Annotated in this window: 18 protein-coding genes; 16 read left to right on the top strand and 2 right to left on the bottom strand. The window is 72.8% G+C overall.

Features of this window, described 5'->3' with window-relative positions:
- Positions 1-66 precede the first annotated feature (66 nt).
- Together AC0ZLC_RS30105 and AC0ZLC_RS30100 are read left to right on the top strand one after the other, a co-directional pair.
- Positions 67-333, top strand: a complete 267-nt coding sequence (locus tag AC0ZLC_RS30105; RefSeq protein ID WP_358853631.1) for a DUF4190 domain-containing protein — start codon at positions 67-69, stop codon at positions 331-333.
- 72 nt (positions 334-405) lie between these two features.
- A complete protein-coding gene (locus AC0ZLC_RS30100) occupies positions 406-1,575 on the top strand; it encodes a cysteine desulfurase family protein (protein WP_476755099.1) in 1,170 nt (389 codons plus the stop codon).
- A 32-nt stretch (positions 1,576-1,607) separates the two neighbouring features.
- On the opposite strand, the gene AC0ZLC_RS30095 is transcribed toward AC0ZLC_RS30100, so the two are convergent.
- Positions 1,608-2,288, bottom strand: a complete 681-nt coding sequence (locus AC0ZLC_RS30095) for an N-acetylmuramoyl-L-alanine amidase (protein WP_476755098.1) — start codon at positions 2,286-2,288, stop codon at positions 1,608-1,610.
- A gap of 60 nt (positions 2,289-2,348) precedes the next feature.
- On the opposite strand from AC0ZLC_RS30095, the gene mnmA reads away from it, so the two are divergent.
- Positions 2,349-3,479: a tRNA 2-thiouridine(34) synthase MnmA gene (gene mnmA, locus AC0ZLC_RS30090; RefSeq protein ID WP_476755097.1), complete on the top strand. Its 1,131-nt coding sequence runs from the start codon at positions 2,349-2,351 to the stop codon at positions 3,477-3,479.
- A 72-nt stretch (positions 3,480-3,551) separates the two neighbouring features.
- Here mnmA and AC0ZLC_RS30085 read toward each other — a convergent pair whose 3' ends face one another.
- Entirely contained in the window at positions 3,552-3,875 is a 324-nt protein-coding gene (locus AC0ZLC_RS30085) for a DUF427 domain-containing protein (protein WP_476755096.1), read from the bottom strand.
- Positions 3,876-3,928: 53 nt separating this feature from the next.
- Between AC0ZLC_RS30085 and AC0ZLC_RS30080 the strand changes: the two genes are divergently transcribed.
- The 13 genes from AC0ZLC_RS30080 (at position 3,929) to AC0ZLC_RS30020 (ending at position 21,902) form a co-directional block, all read left to right on the top strand.
- Positions 3,929-4,468 carry an LOG family protein gene (locus AC0ZLC_RS30080; RefSeq protein WP_476755095.1) on the top strand — a complete coding sequence of 180 codons (540 nt, stop codon included), beginning with the start codon at positions 3,929-3,931 and terminating at the stop codon, positions 4,466-4,468.
- A 7-nt stretch (positions 4,469-4,475) separates the two neighbouring features.
- Positions 4,476-5,174, top strand: a complete 699-nt coding sequence (locus AC0ZLC_RS30075; protein WP_476755094.1) for an SDR family oxidoreductase — start codon at positions 4,476-4,478, stop codon at positions 5,172-5,174.
- Positions 5,175-5,205: 31 nt separating this feature from the next.
- The gene (locus tag AC0ZLC_RS30070) at positions 5,206-6,213 is read left to right on the top strand and encodes a methionine synthase (RefSeq protein ID WP_476755093.1); all 1,008 of its coding nucleotides are present in this window, start codon (positions 5,206-5,208) and stop codon (positions 6,211-6,213) included.
- Positions 6,214-6,228: 15 nt separating this feature from the next.
- Positions 6,229-8,436: an NAD-dependent DNA ligase LigA gene (gene ligA / locus AC0ZLC_RS30065; RefSeq protein ID WP_476755092.1), complete on the top strand. Its 2,208-nt coding sequence runs from the start codon at positions 6,229-6,231 to the stop codon at positions 8,434-8,436.
- A 257-nt stretch (positions 8,437-8,693) separates the two neighbouring features.
- Entirely contained in the window at positions 8,694-10,934 is a 2,241-nt protein-coding gene (locus AC0ZLC_RS30060; protein WP_476755091.1) for a putative bifunctional diguanylate cyclase/phosphodiesterase, read from the top strand.
- 424 nt (positions 10,935-11,358) lie between these two features.
- Positions 11,359-11,655, top strand: a complete 297-nt coding sequence (gene gatC, locus AC0ZLC_RS30055) for an Asp-tRNA(Asn)/Glu-tRNA(Gln) amidotransferase subunit GatC (protein WP_190154674.1) — start codon at positions 11,359-11,361, stop codon at positions 11,653-11,655.
- Between the two features lie 5 nt (positions 11,656-11,660).
- Complete coding sequence (gatA, locus tag AC0ZLC_RS30050) at positions 11,661-13,166, top strand: Asp-tRNA(Asn)/Glu-tRNA(Gln) amidotransferase subunit GatA (RefSeq protein WP_476755090.1); 1,506 nt, start codon at positions 11,661-11,663, stop codon at positions 13,164-13,166.
- Positions 13,163-13,402 (top strand): hypothetical protein, encoded by a 240-nt coding sequence (locus AC0ZLC_RS30045; protein WP_476755089.1) that lies wholly within the window; start codon positions 13,163-13,165, stop codon positions 13,400-13,402. The genes gatA and AC0ZLC_RS30045 overlap by 4 nt, the downstream gene beginning before the upstream one ends.
- Before the next feature lie 16 nt (positions 13,403-13,418).
- Positions 13,419-14,933 carry an Asp-tRNA(Asn)/Glu-tRNA(Gln) amidotransferase subunit GatB gene (gene gatB / locus AC0ZLC_RS30040; protein WP_476755088.1) on the top strand — a complete coding sequence of 505 codons (1,515 nt, stop codon included), beginning with the start codon at positions 13,419-13,421 and terminating at the stop codon, positions 14,931-14,933.
- Between the two features lie 269 nt (positions 14,934-15,202).
- Entirely contained in the window at positions 15,203-17,461 is a 2,259-nt protein-coding gene (locus tag AC0ZLC_RS30035) for an MMPL family transporter (RefSeq protein ID WP_476755087.1), read from the top strand.
- A gap of 219 nt (positions 17,462-17,680) precedes the next feature.
- Positions 17,681-18,259 carry a hypothetical protein gene (locus tag AC0ZLC_RS30030; protein ID WP_476755086.1) on the top strand — a complete coding sequence of 193 codons (579 nt, stop codon included), beginning with the start codon at positions 17,681-17,683 and terminating at the stop codon, positions 18,257-18,259.
- A gap of 185 nt (positions 18,260-18,444) precedes the next feature.
- Positions 18,445-18,639, top strand: a complete 195-nt coding sequence (locus AC0ZLC_RS30025; protein ID WP_476755085.1) for a hypothetical protein — start codon at positions 18,445-18,447, stop codon at positions 18,637-18,639.
- A gap of 194 nt (positions 18,640-18,833) precedes the next feature.
- Positions 18,834-21,902 carry a helix-turn-helix transcriptional regulator gene (locus AC0ZLC_RS30020; protein ID WP_476755084.1) on the top strand — a complete coding sequence of 1,023 codons (3,069 nt, stop codon included), beginning with the start codon at positions 18,834-18,836 and terminating at the stop codon, positions 21,900-21,902.

The following is a 21,902-nucleotide window of genomic DNA, read 5'->3' as shown; positions in this document are numbered from 1 at the left end:
CGGGCGCCCCGACCGGCCGCGCCCCGACCCCGCCCACCGACCGACCGCTGGGAGCTGATCCACCTCATGGAACTCACCGCCGGACCCACCCACCGCACCGGAGCCCGGGACACCGACGGCATGGCCGTCGCCTCGTTCATCCTCGGCCTCGTCGGCCTGCTGGTCCTGAACCTCTTCCTGGGCCCGATCGCCATCATCCTCGCCTCCGTCGCCCTGTGGCGCGGCACCGCCCGCAAGGGCCGCGCCCTGCTCGGCCTGGGCCTCGGCGCCGCCGACCTGATCGTCCTGCTGGCGTTCATGCACGCCGACAACACGGTGTCCTGGAGCTTCTGAGCGCCCACCGGGACGGCCGCACACCGCCGGGGCCGAGCCGCCGGACGACGGGCCCGTAGAATCGGGCCCACCATGGCTTACCTCGACCACGCCGCGACCACCCCGATGCTTCCCGAGGCGGCAGAGGCCCTGACCGCCCAGCTCGGCATCACGGGCAACGCCTCCTCCCTGCACGCCGCCGGCCGCCGCGCCCGGCGGACGGTCGAGGAATCCCGCGAGAGCCTGGCGGACGCCCTCGGCGCACGCCCCAGCGAGGTGGTCCTCACCGCCGGCGGCACCGAGGCCGACAACCTCGCCGTCAAGGGCCTGTACTGGGCCCGCCGCGACGCCGACCCCGCCCGCACCCGCGTCCTCGCGAGCCCGGTCGAGCACCATGCCGTCCTCGACGCCGTCCACTGGCTCGGCGAGCACGAGGGCGCCACCGTGGAATACCTCCCGGTCGACGCGTACGGCCGCGTCCACCCCGACGCGCTGCGCGAGGCCGTCGCCCGCAATCCCGACGACGTCGCGCTCGCCACCGTCATGTGGGCCAACAACGAGATCGGTACCGTCATGCCGGTCCGTGAACTGGCCGACGTCGCGGCCGAGTTCGACGTCCCGCTGCACGCGGACGCCGTCCAGGCCTTCGGTCAGATCCCTGTCGACTTCGGCGCCTCCGGGCTGGCCGCGATGACGGTGTCGGGTCACAAGATCGGCGGGCCCTACGGCATCGGCGCGCTGCTGCTGGGCCGCGAGTACACCCCCGTACCCGTCCTGCACGGCGGCGGCCAGGAACGGCACGTGCGCTCCGGGACCCTCGACGTGCCCGCGATCGCCTCCTTCGCCGTCGCGGGGCGGCTGGCCGCCGAGCGGCGCGAGTGGTTCGCGCGGGAGGTCGGAGCCCTGCGCGACGACCTCGTGGACGCCGTCCGCAAGGCCGTGCCGGACGCCCTGCTCGGCGGCGACCCCGCGGCCGCCGGCCGGCTGCCGGCCAACGCGCACTTCACCTTCCCGGGCTGCGAGGGCGACTCCCTGCTGCTCCTGCTCGACGCCCAGGGCATCGAGTGCTCCACCGGTTCGGCGTGCACCGCGGGCGTCGCCCAGCCCAGCCACGTCCTCCTGGCCACCGGCACCGATCCCGACCTGGCCCGCGGCACCCTGCGCTTCTCCCTCGGCCACACCTCGACGGAGGCGGACGTCCAAGCCGTGGCCCGGGCGATCGGCCCGGCGGTGGAACGCGCCCGTACGGCGGGACTCAGCTAGCGCTGTGACCGGCCGTCGGCGAGGCCTGCGCGTCAGGCCGTCGTCGGCCGCGCGCGCCGCACCAGCCGCAGGTACCGGTCCCAGTCCCAGTGCGGCCCCGGGTCCGTGTGATCCGTGCCCGGGACCTCGACGTGCCCGACGAGGTGCTCCCGGTCCACGGGTATCCCGTACCGCTCGCAGACCCCGGCCGCCAGCCGCGCCGAGGCGGCGTACATCGCGTCGGTGAAGGACGCCGCGCGGTCGACGAATCCCTCGTGCTCGATGCCGACGCTGCGTTCGTTGTAGTCGCGGTTGCCCGCGTGGAAGGCCACGTCCAGCTCGCGGATCATCTGCGTGACCTGCCCGTCCCCGCGCACCACGTAGTGCGCGGCCGCGCCGTGCCCCGGATCCTGGAAGACCTTCACCGTGTCCCGGAAACTGCCCTGCGTGACATGCACGACCACCCGGTCGATGCCGTAGTCGTCGGGCCGGTCGGCGCGGCGCCAGTTCGCCGGGGACGCCGCCACCCAGCGGGCGCCCGCGAAGTCGACCGCGCCCGCCTCGCGCGGCTTCTCCACTCCGGGCAGCCGCCACCACAGATGCGCCAGCTCGTCGCGGGCCAGCGCGAGGCTGCCCACCGCGGCCGCCGTGCCGCCGATGAGCAGGGCCCGGCGCCCGAGGCGCCGGTCTCCGTCCGCGCGGCCCCCACCGGGCCCGCCGCTCGTCTCCCCCATGCGGTCTTCAACGGATACGCGCGGGCTTCGGTTCCCGGCGCCCCGTACCCTGGAGGGGCTATGACTGAGACCCCGCAGCGCCCCCGCCCCCTTCGCGTACTCGCCGCCATGTCCGGCGGTGTGGATTCCGCCGTCGCCGCCGCCCGCGCCGCCGAGGCCGGACACGACGTCACCGGAGTGCACCTCGCCCTGTCGGCGAACCCGCAGTCCTTCCGCACGGGCGCGCGCGGCTGCTGCACGATCGAGGACTCGCGCGACGCCCGCCGCGCCGCGGACGTCATCGGCATCCCGTTCTACGTGTGGGACCTCGCCGACCGCTTCCGCGAGGACGTGGTCGAGGACTTCGTCGCCGAGTACGAGGCCGGGCGCACCCCGAACCCCTGCCTGCGCTGCAACGAGAAGATCAAGTTCGCGGCGCTGTTGGACAAGGCCCTCGCCCTCGGCTTCGACGCCGTCTGCACCGGCCACTACGCCCAAGTGATCGTCCGCGAGGACGGCACGCGTGAGCTGCACCGCGCGTCCGACATGGCCAAGGACCAGTCGTACGTCCTCGGTGTGCTCGACGACCGCCAGCTGGCGCACGCCCTGTTCCCGCTCGGCGACACCGTCACGACGAAGGACGAGATCCGCGCCGAGGCCGAGCGCCGGGGCCTGGCGGTGGCCAGGAAGCCGGACTCGCACGACATCTGCTTCATCGCCGACGGCGACACCCAGGGCTTCCTGGCCGCCCGCCTGGGCAGGGCGGAGGGCGACATCGTCGACGAGTCCGGCACCAGGCTCGGCACGCACGAGGGTGCGTACGGCTTCACCATCGGCCAGCGCAAGGGCCTGCGCATCGGCACCCCGGCCCCCGACGGCAAGCCCCGTTACGTCCTGGACATCTCGCCGGTGGACAACACGGTGACGGTCGGCCCTGCGGACGCCCTGGACGTCACCGCCCTGACGGCCGTGAAGCCCCGCTGGTGCGGCGCCGCGCCGGCCGGCCCCGGCACGTACACCGCCCAGCTCCGCGCCCACGGCGGAGAGACCGAGGTGGCGGCCGAACTGGTCGACGGCACGCTGGAGGTCACGTTCACGGAGCCCGTCCGCGGCGTCGCGCCCGGCCAGGCCATCGTCCTGTACGACGGCACACGCGTGGTCGGCTCCGCGACGATCGCGACGACCACGCGCGCGACGAGGGCCGCCGTCTGACGGCCGCTCCCCCCATGATCGCCGGCCGCCCGCGGACCGACCCGCGGGCGGCCGGTCCCGTTCCTTCCCGGCTCAGCCGACCTCCACCTCGTAGAAGCAGAGGTGGTCCTTGATCCGCGCGACGTCCGGCCTGGGATCGGGGTACGCCCACACCAGATCGGGCGCGTCCGGCAGCGACCAGTACGACGCCGTCCCCTTGAACGGGCACTGCGTGTGGGTCCGCGAGGGCGTCAGCAGGTCGAGACGGACGTCCTCCGGCGGGAGGTAGTAGCGCACGGGACAGCCCGTCTCGCGCAGCAGCAGCGGCCGTTCGCTCTCCGCCAGGACCCGGCCGCCGTGCACGACGCGTACGCGTTCCGTGCCTTGCTCGATCGTGATCGTGTGTCCTTCAGTCATACCCCGGACAGCATTCGCGGGACCGGAGTTCTTCCCGCTCGTACGGTGGACGCATGAACATCTGCGTCTTCCTCTCCGCCGCCGACCTCGACGACCGCTACACCCGCCCCGCGCGCGAGTTCGCGGAACTGCTCGGCAAGGGCGGCCACACCCTGGTGTGGGGCGGCTCCGACGTCGGCCTGATGAAGGTGGTCGCCGACGGCGTGCAGGAGGCGGGAGGGCGGCTGCTGGGCGTCTCCGTCGGCTTCCTGTCGGCCAAGGCGCGCGAGGGCGCCGACGAGATGGTCGTCGCGCGTGACCTGGCCGAACGCAAGGCGCTGCTCCTGAAGAAGGCGGACGCCGTCGTGATCATGGTCGGCGGCACGGGGACCCTCGACGAGGCGACCGAGATCCTGGAGATGAAGAAGCACGGCATGACGGAGATGCCGGTGGTGCTGCTCAACACCGCGGGCTTCTACGACGGCCTCAAGGTGCAGTTCCGGCGCATGGAGGACGAGGGCTTCCTGCCCCGGCCCCTCACCGATCTGGTCTTCTTCGCCGAGGAGCCGGTGGGCGCGCTCGCCTACCTCGAGGAGAGCCGGGGCACGCAGTGATGCGAGCATGGCGGACATGTCTACACATCTGATCACCGGGGCGGGCTCCGGCATCGGCGCGGCCGTCGCGCGCCGCCTCCACGCGCGCGGGGACGAACTCGTGCTGCACGCGCGCGACGCGGGCCGCGCGAAGGAACTCGTGGGGGAGTACCCGGGGTCGCGCACCCTGGTCGGTGACCTCGCGGACCCGGACAAGCTCTCCTGGGCCTTCTCGCACCAGGCGCTCCCCGACCGGATCGACTCGCTCCTGCACATCGCCGGTGTGGTCGACCTCGGCCCCGTCGGAGAGCTGACCCCCAAGTCCTGGCGCCACCAGCTCAACGTCAACCTGATCGCCCCCGCCGAGCTGACCCGCCACTTCCTGCCCCAGCTCCGGCTCGCCCAGGGGCACGTGGTGTTCGTCAACTCCGGTGCCGGACTGAGCGCGCACGCCGACTGGTCCGCTTACGCGGCCTCCAAGCACGGTCTGAAGGCGCTGGCCGACTCCCTGCGGCACGAGGAGCACGCGAACGGCGTCCGCGTCACGTCGGTCTACCCCGGCCGCACGGCCAGCCCCATGCAGGCCAAGGTGCACCGGCAGGAGGGCAAGGAGTACGAGGCCGCCCGCTGGATCGACCCGGAGTCGGTCGCCACGGCGATCGTCATGGCCCTCGACCTTCCGCGCGATGCCGAGGTCAACGACCTGACGGTACGACCGGGCCGCTGACCTCGGCGGAGGGATTCCGTAGGCTGCCGGGGTGAGCGAAAACAGCGTGTTCAGGTCCGGGCCGGCGACCGGCGTCGGATCCATGCCGGGCGGCGACTCCCGGGAGGCCGCCAAGACCGTCGTCGGGTCGTTCGAGGACTTCCCGTTCCTGCCCGAACTGCCCGCGCGGGGCCCCGGCGCCGACATGATCGGGCGGACCGCCGGGATGCTCGTCGAGCTGTACGCGCGCGTGGAGCCCAGCGGCTGGCGCATCGGCGACCGGCCCGGACGGGACACCAGGCGGGCGAGGTCCTGGCTCGGCGAAGACCTGGACGCCTTCGAGGAGTTCACCCAGGGCTACACGGGACCGCTGAAGGTGCAGGCTGTCGGGCCCTGGACCCTGGCCGCCGCGCTGGAACTGCGCAACGGCGAGGTGGCGCTCTCCGACCCGGGAGCCTGCCGGGACCTCGCCGGATCGCTCGCCGAGGGGCTGCGGACACACCTCGCCGAGGTCCGGCGGCGCGTACCGGGCGCCGACGTCGTCCTCCAGCTCGACGAGCCCTCCCTCATCGCCGTCCTGCGCGGCCGGGTGAAGAGCGCCAGCGGATACCGCACGCACCGCGCCGTCGACCGCCAGGTCATCGAGGCCACCCTGCGTGACGTCATCGGCGTGCACGACGGGGGACCGGTCGTCGTGCACGCGTGCGCCCCCGACGTGCCGTTCGCGCTCCTGCGCCGGGCGGGCGCCGCGGCGGTCTCCTTCGACCTCTCGCTGCTCACCGAGCGTGACGACGACGCGATCGGGGAAGCGGTGGAAGGCGGCACCCGGCTCTTCGCCGGTGTCGTGCCGGGCACGGACGCCCCATTGTCGGACCCTGCCGGTAGCGTCATGGGTGTCAGGACGCTGTGGCGCAGGCTGGGACTGAATCCGGGGCTTCTCACGGAGACGGTCACGATCACTCCGTCGTGCGGGCTCGCGGGGGCCTCCCCCGAGTACGCGCGCACGGCGCTCGCCCACTGCGCCCGGGCGGCGAGATCCCTCGCGGACAACCCTGAGTAACGGGAGGACGACACGGTGGCCGGCGACCAGGACGCACAGACCGCCTCGACCGCGCAAGCCCTGCCCACCGAGGCACGGGAGAAGCACGCGCAGCTCGCCGAGCAGATCGAGGAGCACCGCTTCCGGTACTACGTGAAGGACGCTCCCGTCGTCAGCGACGCGGAGTTCGACGAGCTGCTGCGGTCCCTGGAGGCGCTGGAGGAGGAGTATCCGGAGCTGCGGACGCCGGACTCGCCGACCCAGAAGGTCGCCGTCGAGTACGAGACCGAACTGGCCGAGGTGGAGCACCGCGAACGCATGCTCTCCCTCGACAACGTCTTCGACGACGCGGGGCTCGCGGCCTGGGCCGAGCGGGTGGCCAAGGACGTCGGTACGCCCGACTACCACCTGCTGTGCGAACTCAAGGTCGACGGCCTCGCGGTGAACCTGACCTATGAGGACGGCCGGCTCACCCGCGCAGCCACCCGCGGCACCGGCCGGACCGGCGAGGACATCACACCCAACGTGATGACGATCTCGGAGATCCCGCACCGGCTGAAGGGCGACCGCGTCCCACGGCTCGTGGAGATCCGCGGCGAGGTCTACTTCCCGATGGAGGCCTTCCAGGACCTCAACGCCCGCCGGCTGGCCGCAGGCGAGAAGCCGTACGCCAACCCCCGCAACTCCGCCTCGGGTTCGCTGCGCCAGAAGGACCCCAGGGTCACGGCGACCCTGCCGCTCCACATGGTGGTGCACGGCATCGGCGCCCTCGAGGGCTTCGACGGCATGACCCGTCTGTCGGAGGCGTACGAACTGCTGAAGACCTGGGGCCTGCCCACCGCCCAGCACAACAGGGTGGTCGACGACCTCGACGGCGTACGGGAGTTCATCGCGTACTTCGGCGAGAACCGCCACTCCGTGCAGCACGAGATCGACGGCGTGGTCGTCAAGCTCGACGAGATCCCGCTCCAGGGACGCCTCGGCTCCACCTCGCGCGCCCCCCGCTGGGCCATCGCCTGGAAGTACGCGCCCGAAGAGGTCAACACCAAGCTCGTCAACATCCGGGTCGGCGTCGGCCGCACGGGACGCGTCACGCCGTACGCGCAGGTCGAGCCCGTGACCGTGGCCGGTTCCGAGGTCGAGTTCGCGACCCTGCACAACCAGGGCGTGGTGAAGGCCAAGGGCGTCCTCATCGGGGACACGGTGGTGCTGCGCAAGGCGGGTGACGTGATCCCGGAGATCCTCGGGCCGGTCGTCGACCTGCGCGACGGCAGCGAGCGGGAGTTCGTGATGCCGGCCGAGTGCCCCGAGTGCGGCACCCCGCTGGCGCCCGCCAAGGAGGGCGACATCGACCTGCGCTGCCCGAACGGCCGCACCTGCCCCGCCCAGTTGCGCGAGCGCCTCTTCTACCTCGCCGGACGCAAGAGCCTCGACATCGAGAACTTCGGCTACGTCGCCGCCGCGGCCCTCACCAAGCCGCTGGAGCCCGCCGAGCCGCCCCTCGTGGACGAGGGCGACCTCTTCGACCTCACCATCGAGCAGCTGCTGCCCATCAAGGCGTACGTCCTCGACCAGGACAGCGGTCTGCCCAAGCGCGACCCACAGACGGGCGAGGAGAAGGTCGTCACCGTCTTCGCCAACCAGCTGGGCGAGCCGAAGAAGAACGCCCTCGCCATGCTGGAGAACATCGCGGCGGCCAAGCAGCGCCCGCTCGCCCGCGTGCTCACCGGCCTGTCGATCCGTCATGTCGGACCGGTCGCGGCCGAGGCCCTGGCCCGCGAGTTCCGCTCGATCGACCGCATCGAACAGGCCACGGAGGCGGAGCTGGCCGGCACCGACGGTGTGGGCGGGATCATCGCGGCCTCACTGAAGCAGTGGTTCGCGGTCGACTGGCACCAGGAGATCCTCCGCAAGTGGCGGGCCGCGGGAGTGCGGATGGAGGAGGAGCACTCCGGCGAGGAGGAGGGGCCGCGCCCCCTTCAGGGCCTGGTGGTCGTCGTCACCGGCACCCTCGAACACCACACGCGGGACGGCGCGAAGGAGGCACTGCAGAGCCGGGGCGCGAAAGTGACCGGTTCCGTCTCGAAGAAGACGTCCTTCGTCGTGGTGGGTGACAATCCTGGATCGAAATACGACAAGGCGATGCAGCTGAAGGTTCCGGTTCTGAACGAGGAAGGTTTCGCGGTCCTGCTCGGACAAGGGCCGGAAGCCGCCGCTGAACTCGCACTTCCGACCGAGGAGTAGCGGTTGAAGGCCACCCGTTCGGCGCATACCAGATGCATACGGGTGGCCGGGTCGCATTCGGGCAACCGTCGACGACCGCTGCCCGTGGAAGCCTTCCGCGGCCTACTGTTGAGATGCGCGCCCGCCGTGCCCGGTTGCGGCCGGCGCGTCCCCGCGCTCCTCAGGAGCCGGGAAAGGGTTTTCCGACGCGGTACCGCTGGGGTTCGCCCGCACCGGACCGCGTGGCGTGGGCACCGCCGGCTGTGAGAGGGACGGGAATGGAACCGACCGAGAGCGCCGCTCCGGGCTCGCGGCTGCGCCTGCGCCGGATGTCCGGTGCCTGGCTGGCCGGACTCCGGACGGGGCGGCCGTCGGCGAGTGCGAGCACGGACGCCCGCGGCGTCGCCCAGCTCACCGTCGGGGACTCCTCGGGTTCCTACGGGCACACCACCGGACGCGGCACCGGCCTGCCCGGCCAGGAGACCGAGCGGCACCCGTCCTGGCCGCCCCTGCCGGCCGCGGTCGTCGCGGTGGCCGCCCTCGTCCTCGGCGCCGCCTTCTACCGCGCGTTCAGCGGGCAGCACGCCCTCTTCCCGTCCGGCACCACGGGCTGGTCGCTGGCGGTGCTGACGGGTGTCATCGTCGGCCACCTCGTCGCCCTCGGCCGCTCCCGCTGGTGGGGCGGCACGGGTTCCGGCGCGGCCCTGACCCTCGCCGTCCTGCTGCTGTACGGCTGGGTGCCCGCCGGCATGGTCAGCCTCACCGTGGTCGTGCTCGTCGGCATCGCCCGCCGCAACCGCTGGCGGCAGGGCGTCCTGCACGGCGCCGTCGACATCCTCGGCATCGGCGCCGGCGCCCTGGTCCTGGCCGCGTTCGGCCGGGTCCCGTCCGTCGAGACGCCCTGGGACCCGCAGACCTGGACCCTCTACGCGGCGCCCGAGGTGGTCCTCGTCGCCGGCGGCTATCTCGCCGTCACCCGCGCCCTGCTCTGGTACCTGAACGCGCCGCGCACCGGCGGGCTGCCCACCGTCGCGCGCACCGCCCTGGCCCGGCAGGGTCTCGTCGCCGTCGCCCTGCTGGGCATCGCACCCCTCATATGCGTGGTGGCACAGGCACTCCCGCTGCTGCTTCCGCTGTTCTCGATCCCGCTCATCGCGCTCGACTCCACCCTGTGGATCGCCCGCGCCCGCGCGGAGGAGCAGCTGCGCGACCCGCTGACCGGGCTGCCCAACCGGCAGTGGCTCCTCGAACGCACCTGGACCGCGCTGGACGACGCCGAGCGGATCGGGGCCCGTGCCGCCCTGATGCTGATCGACCTCGACCGTTTCCGCTCGGTCAACGACACGCTGGGGCATCTCGCCGGGGACCGCCTGCTGCTGCAGATCGCCGACCGGCTGCGGCTCGCCCTGCCGCGCGGCGCGGAGGCCGCGCGCCTCGGCGGGGACGAGTTCGCCGTGTTACTGCCGGTCGCGGACTCCACGACGTCCGCGACGCGGGTCGCCCGCGGGCTCGTCGCCGCCCTCGGCTCGCCGCTCGACCTCGACGGGCTCACCCTCGTCCTGGAGGCCAGCGCCGGCCTCGCCGTCTTCCCCGACCACGCGCTCGACGCGGAGGGGCTGCTGCGCCGCGCGGACGTCGCGATGTACCAGGCCAAGCGGGACCGCACCGGCGTCGAGGTCTACGAGTCCAAGCGGGACTCGAACACCCCGGACCGGCTGGGCCTGCTGGGCGACCTGCGCCGGGCCCTGGACACCGGTGACGTCGAACTGCACTACCAGCCCAAGGTCCGCTTCGACGGACAGGTGGCCGGGCTCGAGGCCCTGGTCCGCTGGGTGCATCCCGAGCGGGGGAAGGTGCCGCCGGACGAGTTCATCGCCATCGCCGAGTCGTCCGGGCTGATGCCGCACCTCACGGAGTACGTGCTGGAGACGGCCCTCGCGCAGGTCGCGCGCTGGCGGGCGCAGGGACTGTACGTGCCGGTCGCGGTGAACGTGTCGCCGCGCGACGTCCACACGCCCGGGTTCGCCGGCTCGGTCGCCGCCCGGCTCGCCCGGCACGGGGTGCCCGCCGGGGCCCTCCAGCTGGAGATCACGGAACACGTGCTGCTGGAGGACCCTCAGCGTGCCGCCGACACGCTGGCCGCGCTCACCGGGCACGGCGTGAAGATGTCGCTCGACGACTTCGGCACCGGCTACTCCTCGCTGGTGCACCTGCGGCGGCTGCCCGTCAGCGAACTGAAGATCGACCGGTCGTTCGTCGCGCGGCTGGCCGTCGACGCCGAGGACGCGGCGATCGTGCGCTGCACCGTGGACCTCGCGCATTCGCTCGGGCTGCTCGTCGTCGCCGAGGGGGTCGAGGACGACGAGACGTGGGAGCGGTTGCGGGACCTCGGCTGCGATGCCGTTCAGGGGTGGCTGGTCGCTGCGGCGATGCCTCCGGAGGAGGCCACGGCGTGGTTGCTCGCGCGGGGGGCCCGGGGGTGGCAGCGGCCCCGCGCCGCGTTGCCCGCGGCGGAGTAGGTCTCCCCTCTCGCGGGTGCGCGTCCTGCCGGCCTCCGGCCGGAGTGTTGCCCGCCCACGCACTACCCGTAACCGTCTCCCGGCAGGTCGAGCTCTCTCGTGGGGCCTCCTCGCCGTCGGCGTCTGTCCGTTCGTGGGTGGTCTTGGCCCGTGCGCCGCCCGTAGCCGTCTCCCGGCAGGTTGGGCTCTCTCGTGGGGCCTCCTCGCCGTCGGCGTCTGTCCGTTCGTCGGTGGTTTTGTCCCGTGCGCCGCCCGTAGCCGTCTCCCGGCAGGTTGGGCTCTCTTGTGGGGCCTCGGCGCCGTCGGCGTCCGGGCCGTTCCCCGTGTCCCTGTCAGGGGTGCGGGGAAACCCGTGCGCGGGCATCCGTACCGGCGCCATAGGATTGGGGGCACACCACACTCACTCACCCCAGAGGATCGCTGCATGCCTGGCATCACGCGCGAGGAGGTCGCCCACCTCGCACGGCTGGCGCGTCTGGAGCTGAAGGGCGAAGAGCTCGACCACTTCGCAGGCCAGCTCGACGACATCATCGGCGCGGTCGCCCGCGTCAGCGAGGTCGCCGACCAAGACGTACCGCCGACCTCTCACCCGCTGCCGCTGACGAACGTCATGCGTGCGGACGAGGTCCGTCCGTCGCTCACCCCCGAGCAGGCGCTCTCCGGCGCCCCGGCCCAGGAGCAGCGGCGTTTCAAGGTGCCGCAGATCCTGGGGGAGGACTAATCACCATGACGGACACCAACGTCAACATCATCAGGCTGACCGCCGCGGAGATCGCCGGCCGGATCGCCGCCGGCGAGCTCACCGCAGTCGAGGTCACCGAGGCCCACCTCGCCCGCATCGGCGCGGTCGACGAGAAGGTCCACGCCTTCCTGCACGTCGACCGCGAGGGCGCGCTGGCCCAGGCCCGCGCCGTCGACGCCAAGCGGGAGCGGGGCGAGCGGCTCGGCCCCCTCGCGGGCGTTCCCCTCGCGCTCAAGGACATCTTCACCACCGAGGGCGTCCCGACCACGGTCGGCTCCAAGATGCTCGAGGGCTGGATCCCGCCGTACGACGCGACCGTCACCAAGCGGCTGAAGGACGCAGACGTCGTCATCCTCGGCAAGACCAACATGGACGAGTTCGCCATGGGGTCCTCCACCGAGAACAGCGCGTACGGCCCGACCGGCAACCCGTGGGACCTCACCCGCATCCCGGGCGGCTCCGGCGGCGGTTCGTCCGCGGCGCTCGCCTCCTTCCAGGCGCCGCTGGCCATCGGCACGGACACGGGCGGCTCGATCCGCCAGCCCGCAGCCGTCACCGGCACCGTCGGCGTCAAGCCGACGTACGGCGGCGTCTCGCGCTACGGCATGGTCGCCTTCTCCAGCTCCCTCGACCAGGGCGGCCCCTGCGCCCGTACGGTCCTGGACGCGGCCCTGCTGCACGAGGTCATCGCCGGGCACGACCCGCTCGACTCCACCTCCATCGACGCGCCGGTCCCGCCGGTCGTCGAGGCCGCCCGCAACGGCAGCGTCGCCGGCATGCGTGTCGGTGTCGTCAGGCAGTTCTCCGGCGAGGGCTACCAGGCCGGTGTCGTCCAGCGGTTCACCGAGTCGGTCGCCCTGCTGAAGGAGCTCGGCGCCGAGATCGTCGAGCTGGACTGCCCGTCCTTCGACCTCGCCCTGTCGGCGTACTACCTGATCGCGCCCTCCGAGTGCTCCTCGAACCTCGCGCGCTTCGACGGCCTGCGCTACGGCCTGCGCGTCGGTGACGACGGCACCCGCTCGGCCGAGGACGTCACCGCCGTCACCCGTGAGGCGGGCTTCGGCGACGAGGTCAAGCGCCGCATCATGCTCGGCACGTACGCGCTGTCCAGCGGCTACTACGACGCCTACTACGGCAGCGCCCAGAAGGTCCGCACGCTCATCACGCGCGACTTCGAGAAGGCGTTCGAGCAGGTCGACGTGATCGTCTCGCCGACCACGCCCACCACCGCCTTCCCGATCGGCGAGCGCGCCGACGACCCGATGGCGATGTACCTCGCGGACCTGTGCACCATCCCGACCAACCTGGCGGGCAACGCGGCCATGTCCCTGCCCTGCGGTCTCGCGCCGGAGGACAACCTCCCGGTCGGCCTGCAGATCATCGCCCCCGCGATGAAGGACGACAGGCTGTACAGGGTCGGCGCCGCCGTCGAGGCCGCCTTCGTGGAAAGGTGGGGGCACCCACTGATCGAGGAGGCTCCGTCGCTGTGACCGCACTGACCAAGGCCAAGGGCTTCAAGAAGTCCAGGTCCGGCACGTACCTGTCCATCGCGACCACCGCGTTCGGCGCCCTGAGTGTCGCCAAGCAGGCCAAGAAGGCCCGGCTCGAGAGCGACACCCTGCGGCTGATCGACGCGGCCGTGTCCGCCGCCGCCATCGTCACCGGCCTCGCCATCCTCTACCGGGAGCTCAAGCGCCTGGGCGACGACGACGTCCTGCTGGGCTGAGAGGGAAGTTTTCACCGTGACCACCACGACCGACCTGGTGTCGTACGAGGACGCGCTGGCGTCGTACGACCCCGTCATGGGCCTCGAAGTCCATGTCGAACTCGGCACCAAGACGAAGATGTTCTGCGGCTGTTCCACCACGCTGGGCGCCGAGCCCAACGCGCAGACCTGCCCGACCTGCCTCGGCATGCCGGGCGCGCTGCCCGTGGTGAACGCGATCGGTGTCGAGTCCGCCATCAAGATCGGCCTCGCGCTGCACTGCGAGATCGCCGAGTGGTGCCGCTTCGCCCGGAAGAACTACTTCTATCCGGACATGCCGAAGAACTTCCAGACCTCCCAGTACGACGAACCGATCGCCTTCAACGGCTATCTGGACGTCCAGCTGGAGGACGGCGAGGTCTTCCGCGTGGAGATCGAGCGCGCCCACATGGAGGAGGACACCGGCAAGTCGACGCACGTGGGCGGTGCCACCGGCCGCATCCACGGCGCCTCGCACTCGCTCCTCGACTACAACCGCGCCGGCATCCCGCTCATCGAGATCGTCACCAAGCCGATCGAGGGCGCGGGCGAGCGCGCTCCCGAGGTCGCCAAGGCGTACGTCGCGGAGCTGCGCGAGCTCATCAAGGCGCTCGGTGTGTCGGAGGCCCGCATGGAGATGGGCCAGATGCGCTGCGACGTCAACCTGTCGCTGCGCCCGCACGGCCGGGAGAAGTTCGGCACGCGCAGCGAGACGAAGAACGTCAACTCGCTGCGTTCCGTGGAGCGTGCGGCCCGGTACGAGATCCAGCGCCACGCCGCTGTCCTCTCCTCCGGCGGCACGATCATCCAGGAGACCCGCCACTTCCACGAGGACACGGGGTCCACGACCTCGGGCCGGGTGAAGGAGGAGGCCGAGGACTACCGGTACTTCCCGGAGCCCGACCTCGTCCCCGTCGCCCCGTCCCGCGAGTGGGTCGAGGAACTGCGCGCGGGGCTGCCCGAGCAGCCGCTGGCCCGCCGGAACCGGCTGCGCGAGGAGTGGGGCGTGAACGCCCACGACATGCAGTCGATCCTCAACGCGGGCGCGATCGACCCGATCGTCGCCACGATCGAGGCCGGTGCCGACGCCGCCTCCGCCCGCAAGTGGTGGATGGGCGAACTGGCCCGCAGCGCCAACGAGTCGGGCCGGCCCCTGGAGGACCTCCCGATCACCCCGGCGCAGGTCGCCCGGGTGGCGGAACTGGTCGCCGCCGGCGACCTGAACGACAAGCTCGCCCGCCAGGTCATCGAGGGCGTCCTCGCCGGCGAGGGCACCCCGGACGAGGTCGTCGACAAGCGCGGTCTGAAGGTCGTCTCCGACGAGGGTGCGCTGACGGCGGCCGTCGACGAGGCCATCGCCGGCAACCCGGGCATCGCCGACAAGATCCGCGGCGGCAAGGTCCAGGCCGCTGGCGCGCTCGTCGGCGCGGTCATGAAGGCCACCCGTGGCCAGGCCGACGCGGCCCGCGTCAAGGAGCTGATCCTGGAGAAGCTGGGCGTCGGCGAGGGCTGAGTTCCACAACTCCGTGGACCCGAGGGGGACGCGCCGATCTTGGTGCGTCCCCCTCGGCGCGTCCTCAACCGTCACGGTGAGCGACCGAACCCGCTGACGTGGCCTGTGAGCTGGCCCGCGCCTCTGTGAGTAAGCCCACGAAACGGACAAAGGATCTTTTCCGGCTGTAAGAGTGTCTGAACATCGCTCATACGTTCTTTGCGGGCTGTTCAGTTACATCGTCGGCTGTTCCCGATCAAAGACTTGTACATCATTCAGGGAGCACGTCCGTGGCAGCCCTTGCGCGCTGGTGTGTCCGGCACCGCCTCGTCGCCGTCCTGCTGTGGCTTCTCGCCCTCGGCGGCACGACCGCGGCCGCCGCCGTCACGGGCTCCGCGTACTCGAACGACTACGAGGTTCCCGGCACCGAGTCCGGCCGCGCGTTCGAGCTCCTGCGGGACGGCTTCCCGGGCCTCGGCGGCGACAGCGACACCGTGGTGTGGCGCACGACCCCGGGCACCGTGCGCTCCGCCGACGTCGAGCAGACGATGACCCGAGCCCTGGACCGGATCGCGGACCTGCCCGGCGTCGCCTCGGTCGTCAGCCCGTACGAGGGACGGCACAGCGGACAGATCAGCGCCGACGGACGTACGGCGTACGCGGCGGTCACCTTCGACGGCCGGGCCGAGACCGTCGGCAAGGCCGAGGCGCAGGCCGTCGTGGACACCGCGAGAGCCGCAGCGACCGACGGGCTCCAGGTGGAACTGGGCGGCACCGCCGTCGCGGCCACCGAGTCGGCGGGCGGGCATCTGGCCGAGGTCGTCGGCGTGCTCGTCGCCGCCGTGGTCCTCTTCCTCGCCTTCGGTTCGTTCGCCGCCTCCATGCTGCCCATCGCCACCGCGCTCGTCGGCGTGGGCACCGCGTACGCCGCGATCGTGCTCCTCGGGCACGCCATGACCGTCGCCGACTTCGCCCCCATGCTGGGCATGCTGGTCGGGCTCGGGGTGGGCATCGACTACGCGCTGTTCATCGTGACCCGGCACCGGCGGGGCCTCAGACGCGGGCTCCCGGTGGCCGAGGCCGCGCAGAACGCCGTGGCCACCACCGGCCGGGCGGTCGTCTTCGCGGGCGCCACCGTCTGCATCGCCCTGCTCGGCATGCTCATCCTGCGGCTCGGTTTCCTCAACGGAGTGGCCGTCGCGGCCTCCCTGACCGTGGTGCTCACCGTCGCCGCCTCGGTGACCCTGCTGCCGGCCCTCCTGTCCTTCATCGGCCCGCGCGCCCTGAACCGGCGCGAGCGGCGACGACTGTCCGAGCACGGACCCGAGCCGGAGATCCCGACCGGACTGGCCGCCCGCTGGTCCGCCTTCGTGGAGCGCCGGCCGAAGCTGCTCGGCGGCCTCGCCGTCGTCGTCATGGCGCTGCTCGCCCTGCCCGCGTTCTCCCTGCACCTCGGCACCTCCGACCAGGGCAACGGCCCCGCGTCGTCGACCACCCGGCAGGCCTACGACCTCATCGGCGACGGCTTCGGGCCCGGCCTGAACGGCCCGCTGACCCTCGTCACGCCCGTCGGCGGCGCCGCGGACCGGCTGGCGCTCGACAACCTCGACGCCACGCTCCGGTCCACCGAGGGCGTCGCGGCGGTGACACCGGTGACGTACAACTCCGCGGGCGACACCGCGTACCTCACCGTCGTCCCGGAGTCGGCGCCGCAGTCCCGGCGGACCAGCGAACTCGTCGACCGGCTGCGGGGCGAGGTGCTGCCGCGCGCCGGGACGGGCACCTCGCTCGATCTGCACGTCGGCGGGGTGACGGCGAGCTACGACGACTTCGCGGACGTCATCGTCGGCAAACTCCCGCTGTTCGTGGGCGTCGTGACCGGACTCGGCTGCCTCCTGCTCCTGGTCGCCTTCCGGTCGCTCGGCATTCCCCTGAAGGCAGCCGTCATGAACATCGCCGCCGTGGCCGCGGCCTTCGGCGTGGTGGTGGCGATCTTCCAGTGGGGTTGGGGCAGCGAACTGCTCGGACTGGGCAGGGCCGGACCGATCGAGCCCTTCCTGCCCGTGATCATGGTCTCGGTCCTCTTCGGGCTCTCCATGGACTACCAGGTCTTCCTGATCAGCCGGATGTACGAGGAGTGGCTGGAGACCGGCGACAACCGGCGGGCCGTCCGGGTCGGCCTCGCCGAGACCAGCCGCGTCATCAACTCGGCCGCCGTCATCATGATCTCGGTCTTCCTCGCCTTCGTGCTCAGCGGCGACCGCGTCATCGCGATGTTCGGCATCGCCCTCGCCGCGGCCGTCGCCCTCGACGCCTTCGTCCTGCGCACCCTGCTCGTCCCCGCCCTGATGCACCTGCTGGGCGGCGCCAACTGGTGGCTGCCGGGCTGGCTCGACAGACGGCTGCCGCGCATCAGCATCGAACCGCCCGAGTGCCGCGCCGCCCACGTCTCCCGTGCGGCCGTCCCGGGGAGCCGCACGGACGACCGCACGCCGACCGGCGCACGGGCGGCCGAGCGGCGGCAGGACACGGCGGACGCCGCCAGGTGACGACGGACGGCCGGCGCCAGGTGTCAGGTGACGACGGACGGCCGGCGCCAGGTGTCAGGTGACGACGGACGGCCGGCGCCAGGTGTCAGGTGACGGCGGATGCCCGGGACGCCGCCGGGGGACGGCCGGGTAGGCCGCGTCGCCTCGTGCGCCGATCGTTATGTACGGACACAGACAACATTAAGAAACCTCTCAGACTCCGTCCGTACCGTGCCCCGCATGGGAACCAAGACAGCCGACGACGCCGGGACCGGGACCGGCACCGAGGCGCAGAGCGACGAGAAGACCGTGGACGTCACCAAGACCGCCGTGCCGGCGGTGGCCGAGGAGCAGGACCAGGACGAGGCCGAGGCACAGGCCGAGGGCCGGCAGGCCGACGAGACCCCCGGTGCCGCCGGGCCCGCGTCCGGCGTGGGCCAGGGCGCCGCCGCCGTCGTCTCCGCCGGACTCGGTGTCGTCTCGCTCACCGGCAGCTGGGTCGCCACCGTGGCCGCCGCGCGCGAGACCCTCGTCGGCCAGCTGCGGACCTCCTCGTCCGCGAGCGTCGCCAAGCAGGTCCAGGAGGTCTACGGGGACGCCTGGCAGGTCACCGCGCTGATCGGCGGCCTCTTCGCGCTGGCGGCCCTGATCGTCGGCGCCGTGGTGCTGGCCCGGCCCGCCTTCGGAGCCCCCGGCAGTCCCCAGGCCCCCTGGATCAAGTCGGTCGCCTGGGCGGGCGTCGCGCTCGGCGTCCTCGGGCTGCTGCTCGCCGTCGCCAAGTACTCCGACCTGCTGCTCGGACTGCCCTCCGCCGGCTGAGACACCGCTGAGCCCGCATCACCTGAGGGGCCTTAGAGCCGCCGTGAGCCGTTCACGGCCGGTCTAAGGCCCCTCGCGCGTTCAAGATGCGGAACTCTCCCGATGTGCCGGACCCCCCTGGGAGACGAAGGTTGAGTCATCGCACAGAGCGAGGCCGAGACCGACTCTTCACCAGGGGACACGAGATGTACGCGTACGAGATCCACCAGACCCGTTCCGCCGACCTGATCCGCCGGGCCGAGAACCACCGCCTGGTGCGGGAGGCCCTCCGCGGCCGCCGCGCCGCCCGCCGCGCCGCGCAGGAGTCGGCACACCACGACGCCGCAGGGCGGTCCCATACCGACCGCCCCCGCGGGCACCGGTTCGCCCGGGCCGCGTGAGCGTCCGGGCGGGAGAGGGCGGCCGTACGGGGGTCGGCCGCCCTCCCGGGGAGAACACCGTCGTCCCGGCAGCCGGCCCGGCTGCCGGGACGACGGCCGTTCGCGCCCACGGCGGCGGGCCGGACCCCGCGCGCGAGACGCGTCCCGCGGGCGCGCCCCCGATAACCGGTGCCCCTCTGTCGGACCCCTGTGCGATGCTCGGCGCTGTGGAAACCAGGTCTGTCAGCCCGGTGTTCATCGGTCGAGCCGACGAACTGGACGCGCTGCACGATGCGCTCGCCCGCGCCGCCGCGGGCGAGCCCCAGGCGTTGCTGCTCGGCGGCGAGGCCGGAGTCGGCAAGACCCGCCTCATCGAGGAGTTCGCCACGGCGGCCGGCGCCGAGGGAGCCGTCGTCGCACTCGGCGGCTGCGTCGAGATCGGCGCCGACGGACTGCCCTTCGCCCCCTTCTCCAGCGCCCTGCGCGCCCTGCGCCGCGAGCTTCCCGGCGAACTCGCCGCGGCGGCCGCCGGACAGGAGGAGGAACTGGCCCGGCTCCTGCCGGAACTCGGCGAGGCCACCCGCGGACGGGGACACGACGAGAACGGCATGGCCCGCCTCTTCGAGCTCACAGCCCGCCTCCTGGAGCGCGTCGCCGCCGACCGCACGGTCGTCCTCGGCCTGGAGGACCTGCACTGGGCCGACGCCTCCACCCGGCACCTCCTCGCCTACCTCTTCCGCACCCTGCGCAGCGGCCGCCTCGTCGTCGTCGCCACCTACCGCGCCGACGACATCCACCGGCGTCACCCCCTGCGTCCCCTGCTCGCCGAGCTCGACCGGCTCCGCACGGTCCGCCGGATCGAACTGGGCCGCTTCAGCCGCGCCGAGGTCGGCCGCCAGATCGCCGGGATCCTCGCCCACGAACCCGACCCCGCCCAGGTCGACCAGATCTTCGAACGCTCCGACGGGAACGCCTTCTTCGTCGAGGAACTCGCCGTCGCCTCCCCCGAGGACTGCTGCGCCGGCCTCACCGACTCGCTCCGCGACCTGCTGCTCGTCCGCGTCGAAGGGCTCCCCGAGGACGCCCAGCGGGTCGCCCGGATCGTCGCCGAGGGCGGCTCCACCGTCGAGTACCCGCTCCTCGCCGCCGTGGCCCGGCTCGCCGAGGACGACCTGATCGAGGCGCTGCGCGCGGCCGTCGGCGCCAACATCCTGCTGCCCGCGCCCGGCGGCGACGGCTACCGCTTCCGTCACTCCCTGGTCCGCGAGGCCGTCAGCGACGACCTGCTGCCCGGCGAGCGCTCGCGCCTCAACCGCCGGTACGCCGAAGCCCTGGAGGCCCGCCCGGAGCTCGTACCGGCCGACGAACGCGCCACCCGGCTGGCGAGCTACTGGTACCACGCCCATGACGCCGCCAAGGCCCTGCCGGCCGTCCTCCACGCCTCGGTCGAGGCCCGCCGCCGGCACGCCCCCTCGGAGCAACTGCGGCTCCTGGAGCGGGCGATGGAGCTGTGGGACGTCGCCCCCGACGCCGTACGGGCCGGACTGCGCCCCGTCGACTACACCGAGGTGTACCCGCCCTGCGGCTGCGACCCGGCCACCACGCCCCTGCGCTATCTCGACCTGATGGCCGAGGCCGCAGTCGCGGGGCGCCTGTGCGGGGAGCGCGAGCGCGCCATGAAGATCACCAAGCGGGCGCTGCGCCTCCTCGAGGACGAGCAGGACCCGCTGCGCGCGGCCTGGTTCTGGGTCCAGCGCTCCCGTCTCGTCCAGGGCCAGGCCCGCGGTGACGGCTGGAAGGAACTCGCCACCGCTCAGGAGCTGGTACGGGGTCTGCCGCCCTCGGAGGTGCACGCCGAGGTCCTCGCCATGGTCGCCGGCTGGTCCATGCTGCACGAACCGGGACCCGACGCGCTCTCCGACGCCCAGCGCGCCGTCGAGTACGCGCGCATGGTCGGCGCCGACGACATCGAGCTGAACGCCCGGCTCACCCTCGGCGGCCTGATGGTCGACGCCGGTGACGTCGAGGCCGGGCTCGCCGAGATGTACGAGGTCAGGGACCGGGTCGTCGAGCGCGGCGTCACCCATGTCGTGGGCCGCAGCCATGTGAACCTGCCGTCCGTCCTGGAGGGCGTCGGCCGCTCCGAGGAGTCGGTCGCCATCCTCCGCGAAGGCATACAACTCACCCAGCGGATGGGCCTGCTGGACTCCGAGGCCTGGGTGTGGACGAACCTCTCCGAGTCGCTCTACTCGCTCGGCCGCTGGGACGAGGCGACCGAGGCCGCGACGAACGCGCACACCACCGGCCAGAGCGCCAAGCCCCGCGGCGGCGGATCCACCCGGCTCGCCCACATCGCCCTCGCCCGGGGCGACATGGCCGGGGCCGCCCGGCACCTGGCCGCCGCCCGCGGCTTCTACGGCACCCACGACCCGATGCCCCAGAACTCCCTGCCGCTGCTGCGCATCACCATCGGCGTCGCCGCCTGCGAGGGCCGTCTCCTGGACGCCCGCACCGCGCTGCACGAGGCCCTGGACGCCGGTTTCCCGCCCGGCACCCAGCGCTACGGCTGGCCGCTGCTGCTGGCCGGCACCACGGCCGAGGCCGACGCCCGCGACCTGCCCCAGGCGGCACCGGGCCGCGCGGAGGTCCTCGACCGCATCCGCGGGGCCGCCCGCTCCCTCGCCACCGGGGCACCCATCTGGCAGGCGTACGAGCAGTGGGTGCGCGCGGAACTGTGCCGCGCCGAAGGAGCGGCGGACCCGCATGCCTGGTCCGACGTCGTCACCGCCGTCGAACCCCTGGCGCGCCCCTACGACCTGGCCCGCGTCCGGCACCGGCTCGCCGAGGCGCTGCTCGCCTCCGGCGCGGGCGACGACGAACGGGCCCGTGCCACGGAGCTGTTGCGGCTGGCCCGGGCGGCCGCCGTCCATCTCGGCGCCCGTCCCCTCGCCGACTCCGTCGCCGTGCTCGCCCGGCGCGCCCGTCTCACCCTCGCCCACGCCCCCGCCGGGACCGCGCGGGCCGCCGCAGACCCGGTCGAAGCACTCGGCCTGACCAGCCGCGAGCGCGACGTCCTGCGCCTGGTCGCCACGGGCCGCAGCAACCGCCAGATCGCCGAGCGGCTGTTCATCTCGCCCAAGACGGCCAGCGTCCACGTCTCCAACATCCTCGCCAAGCTCGGTGTCTCCGGCCGCGGCGAAGCGGCGGCGCTGGCGCACCGGCTGCGGCTCTTCCCCCCGGAGACACCGGCCACCCACGCGGTGGGACAGGGGCCTACGCTGTAG

The organism is Streptomyces sp. GLSS-08, assembly GCF_056387915.1.
This window is presented reverse-complemented; position numbering and strand designations above follow the sequence as displayed.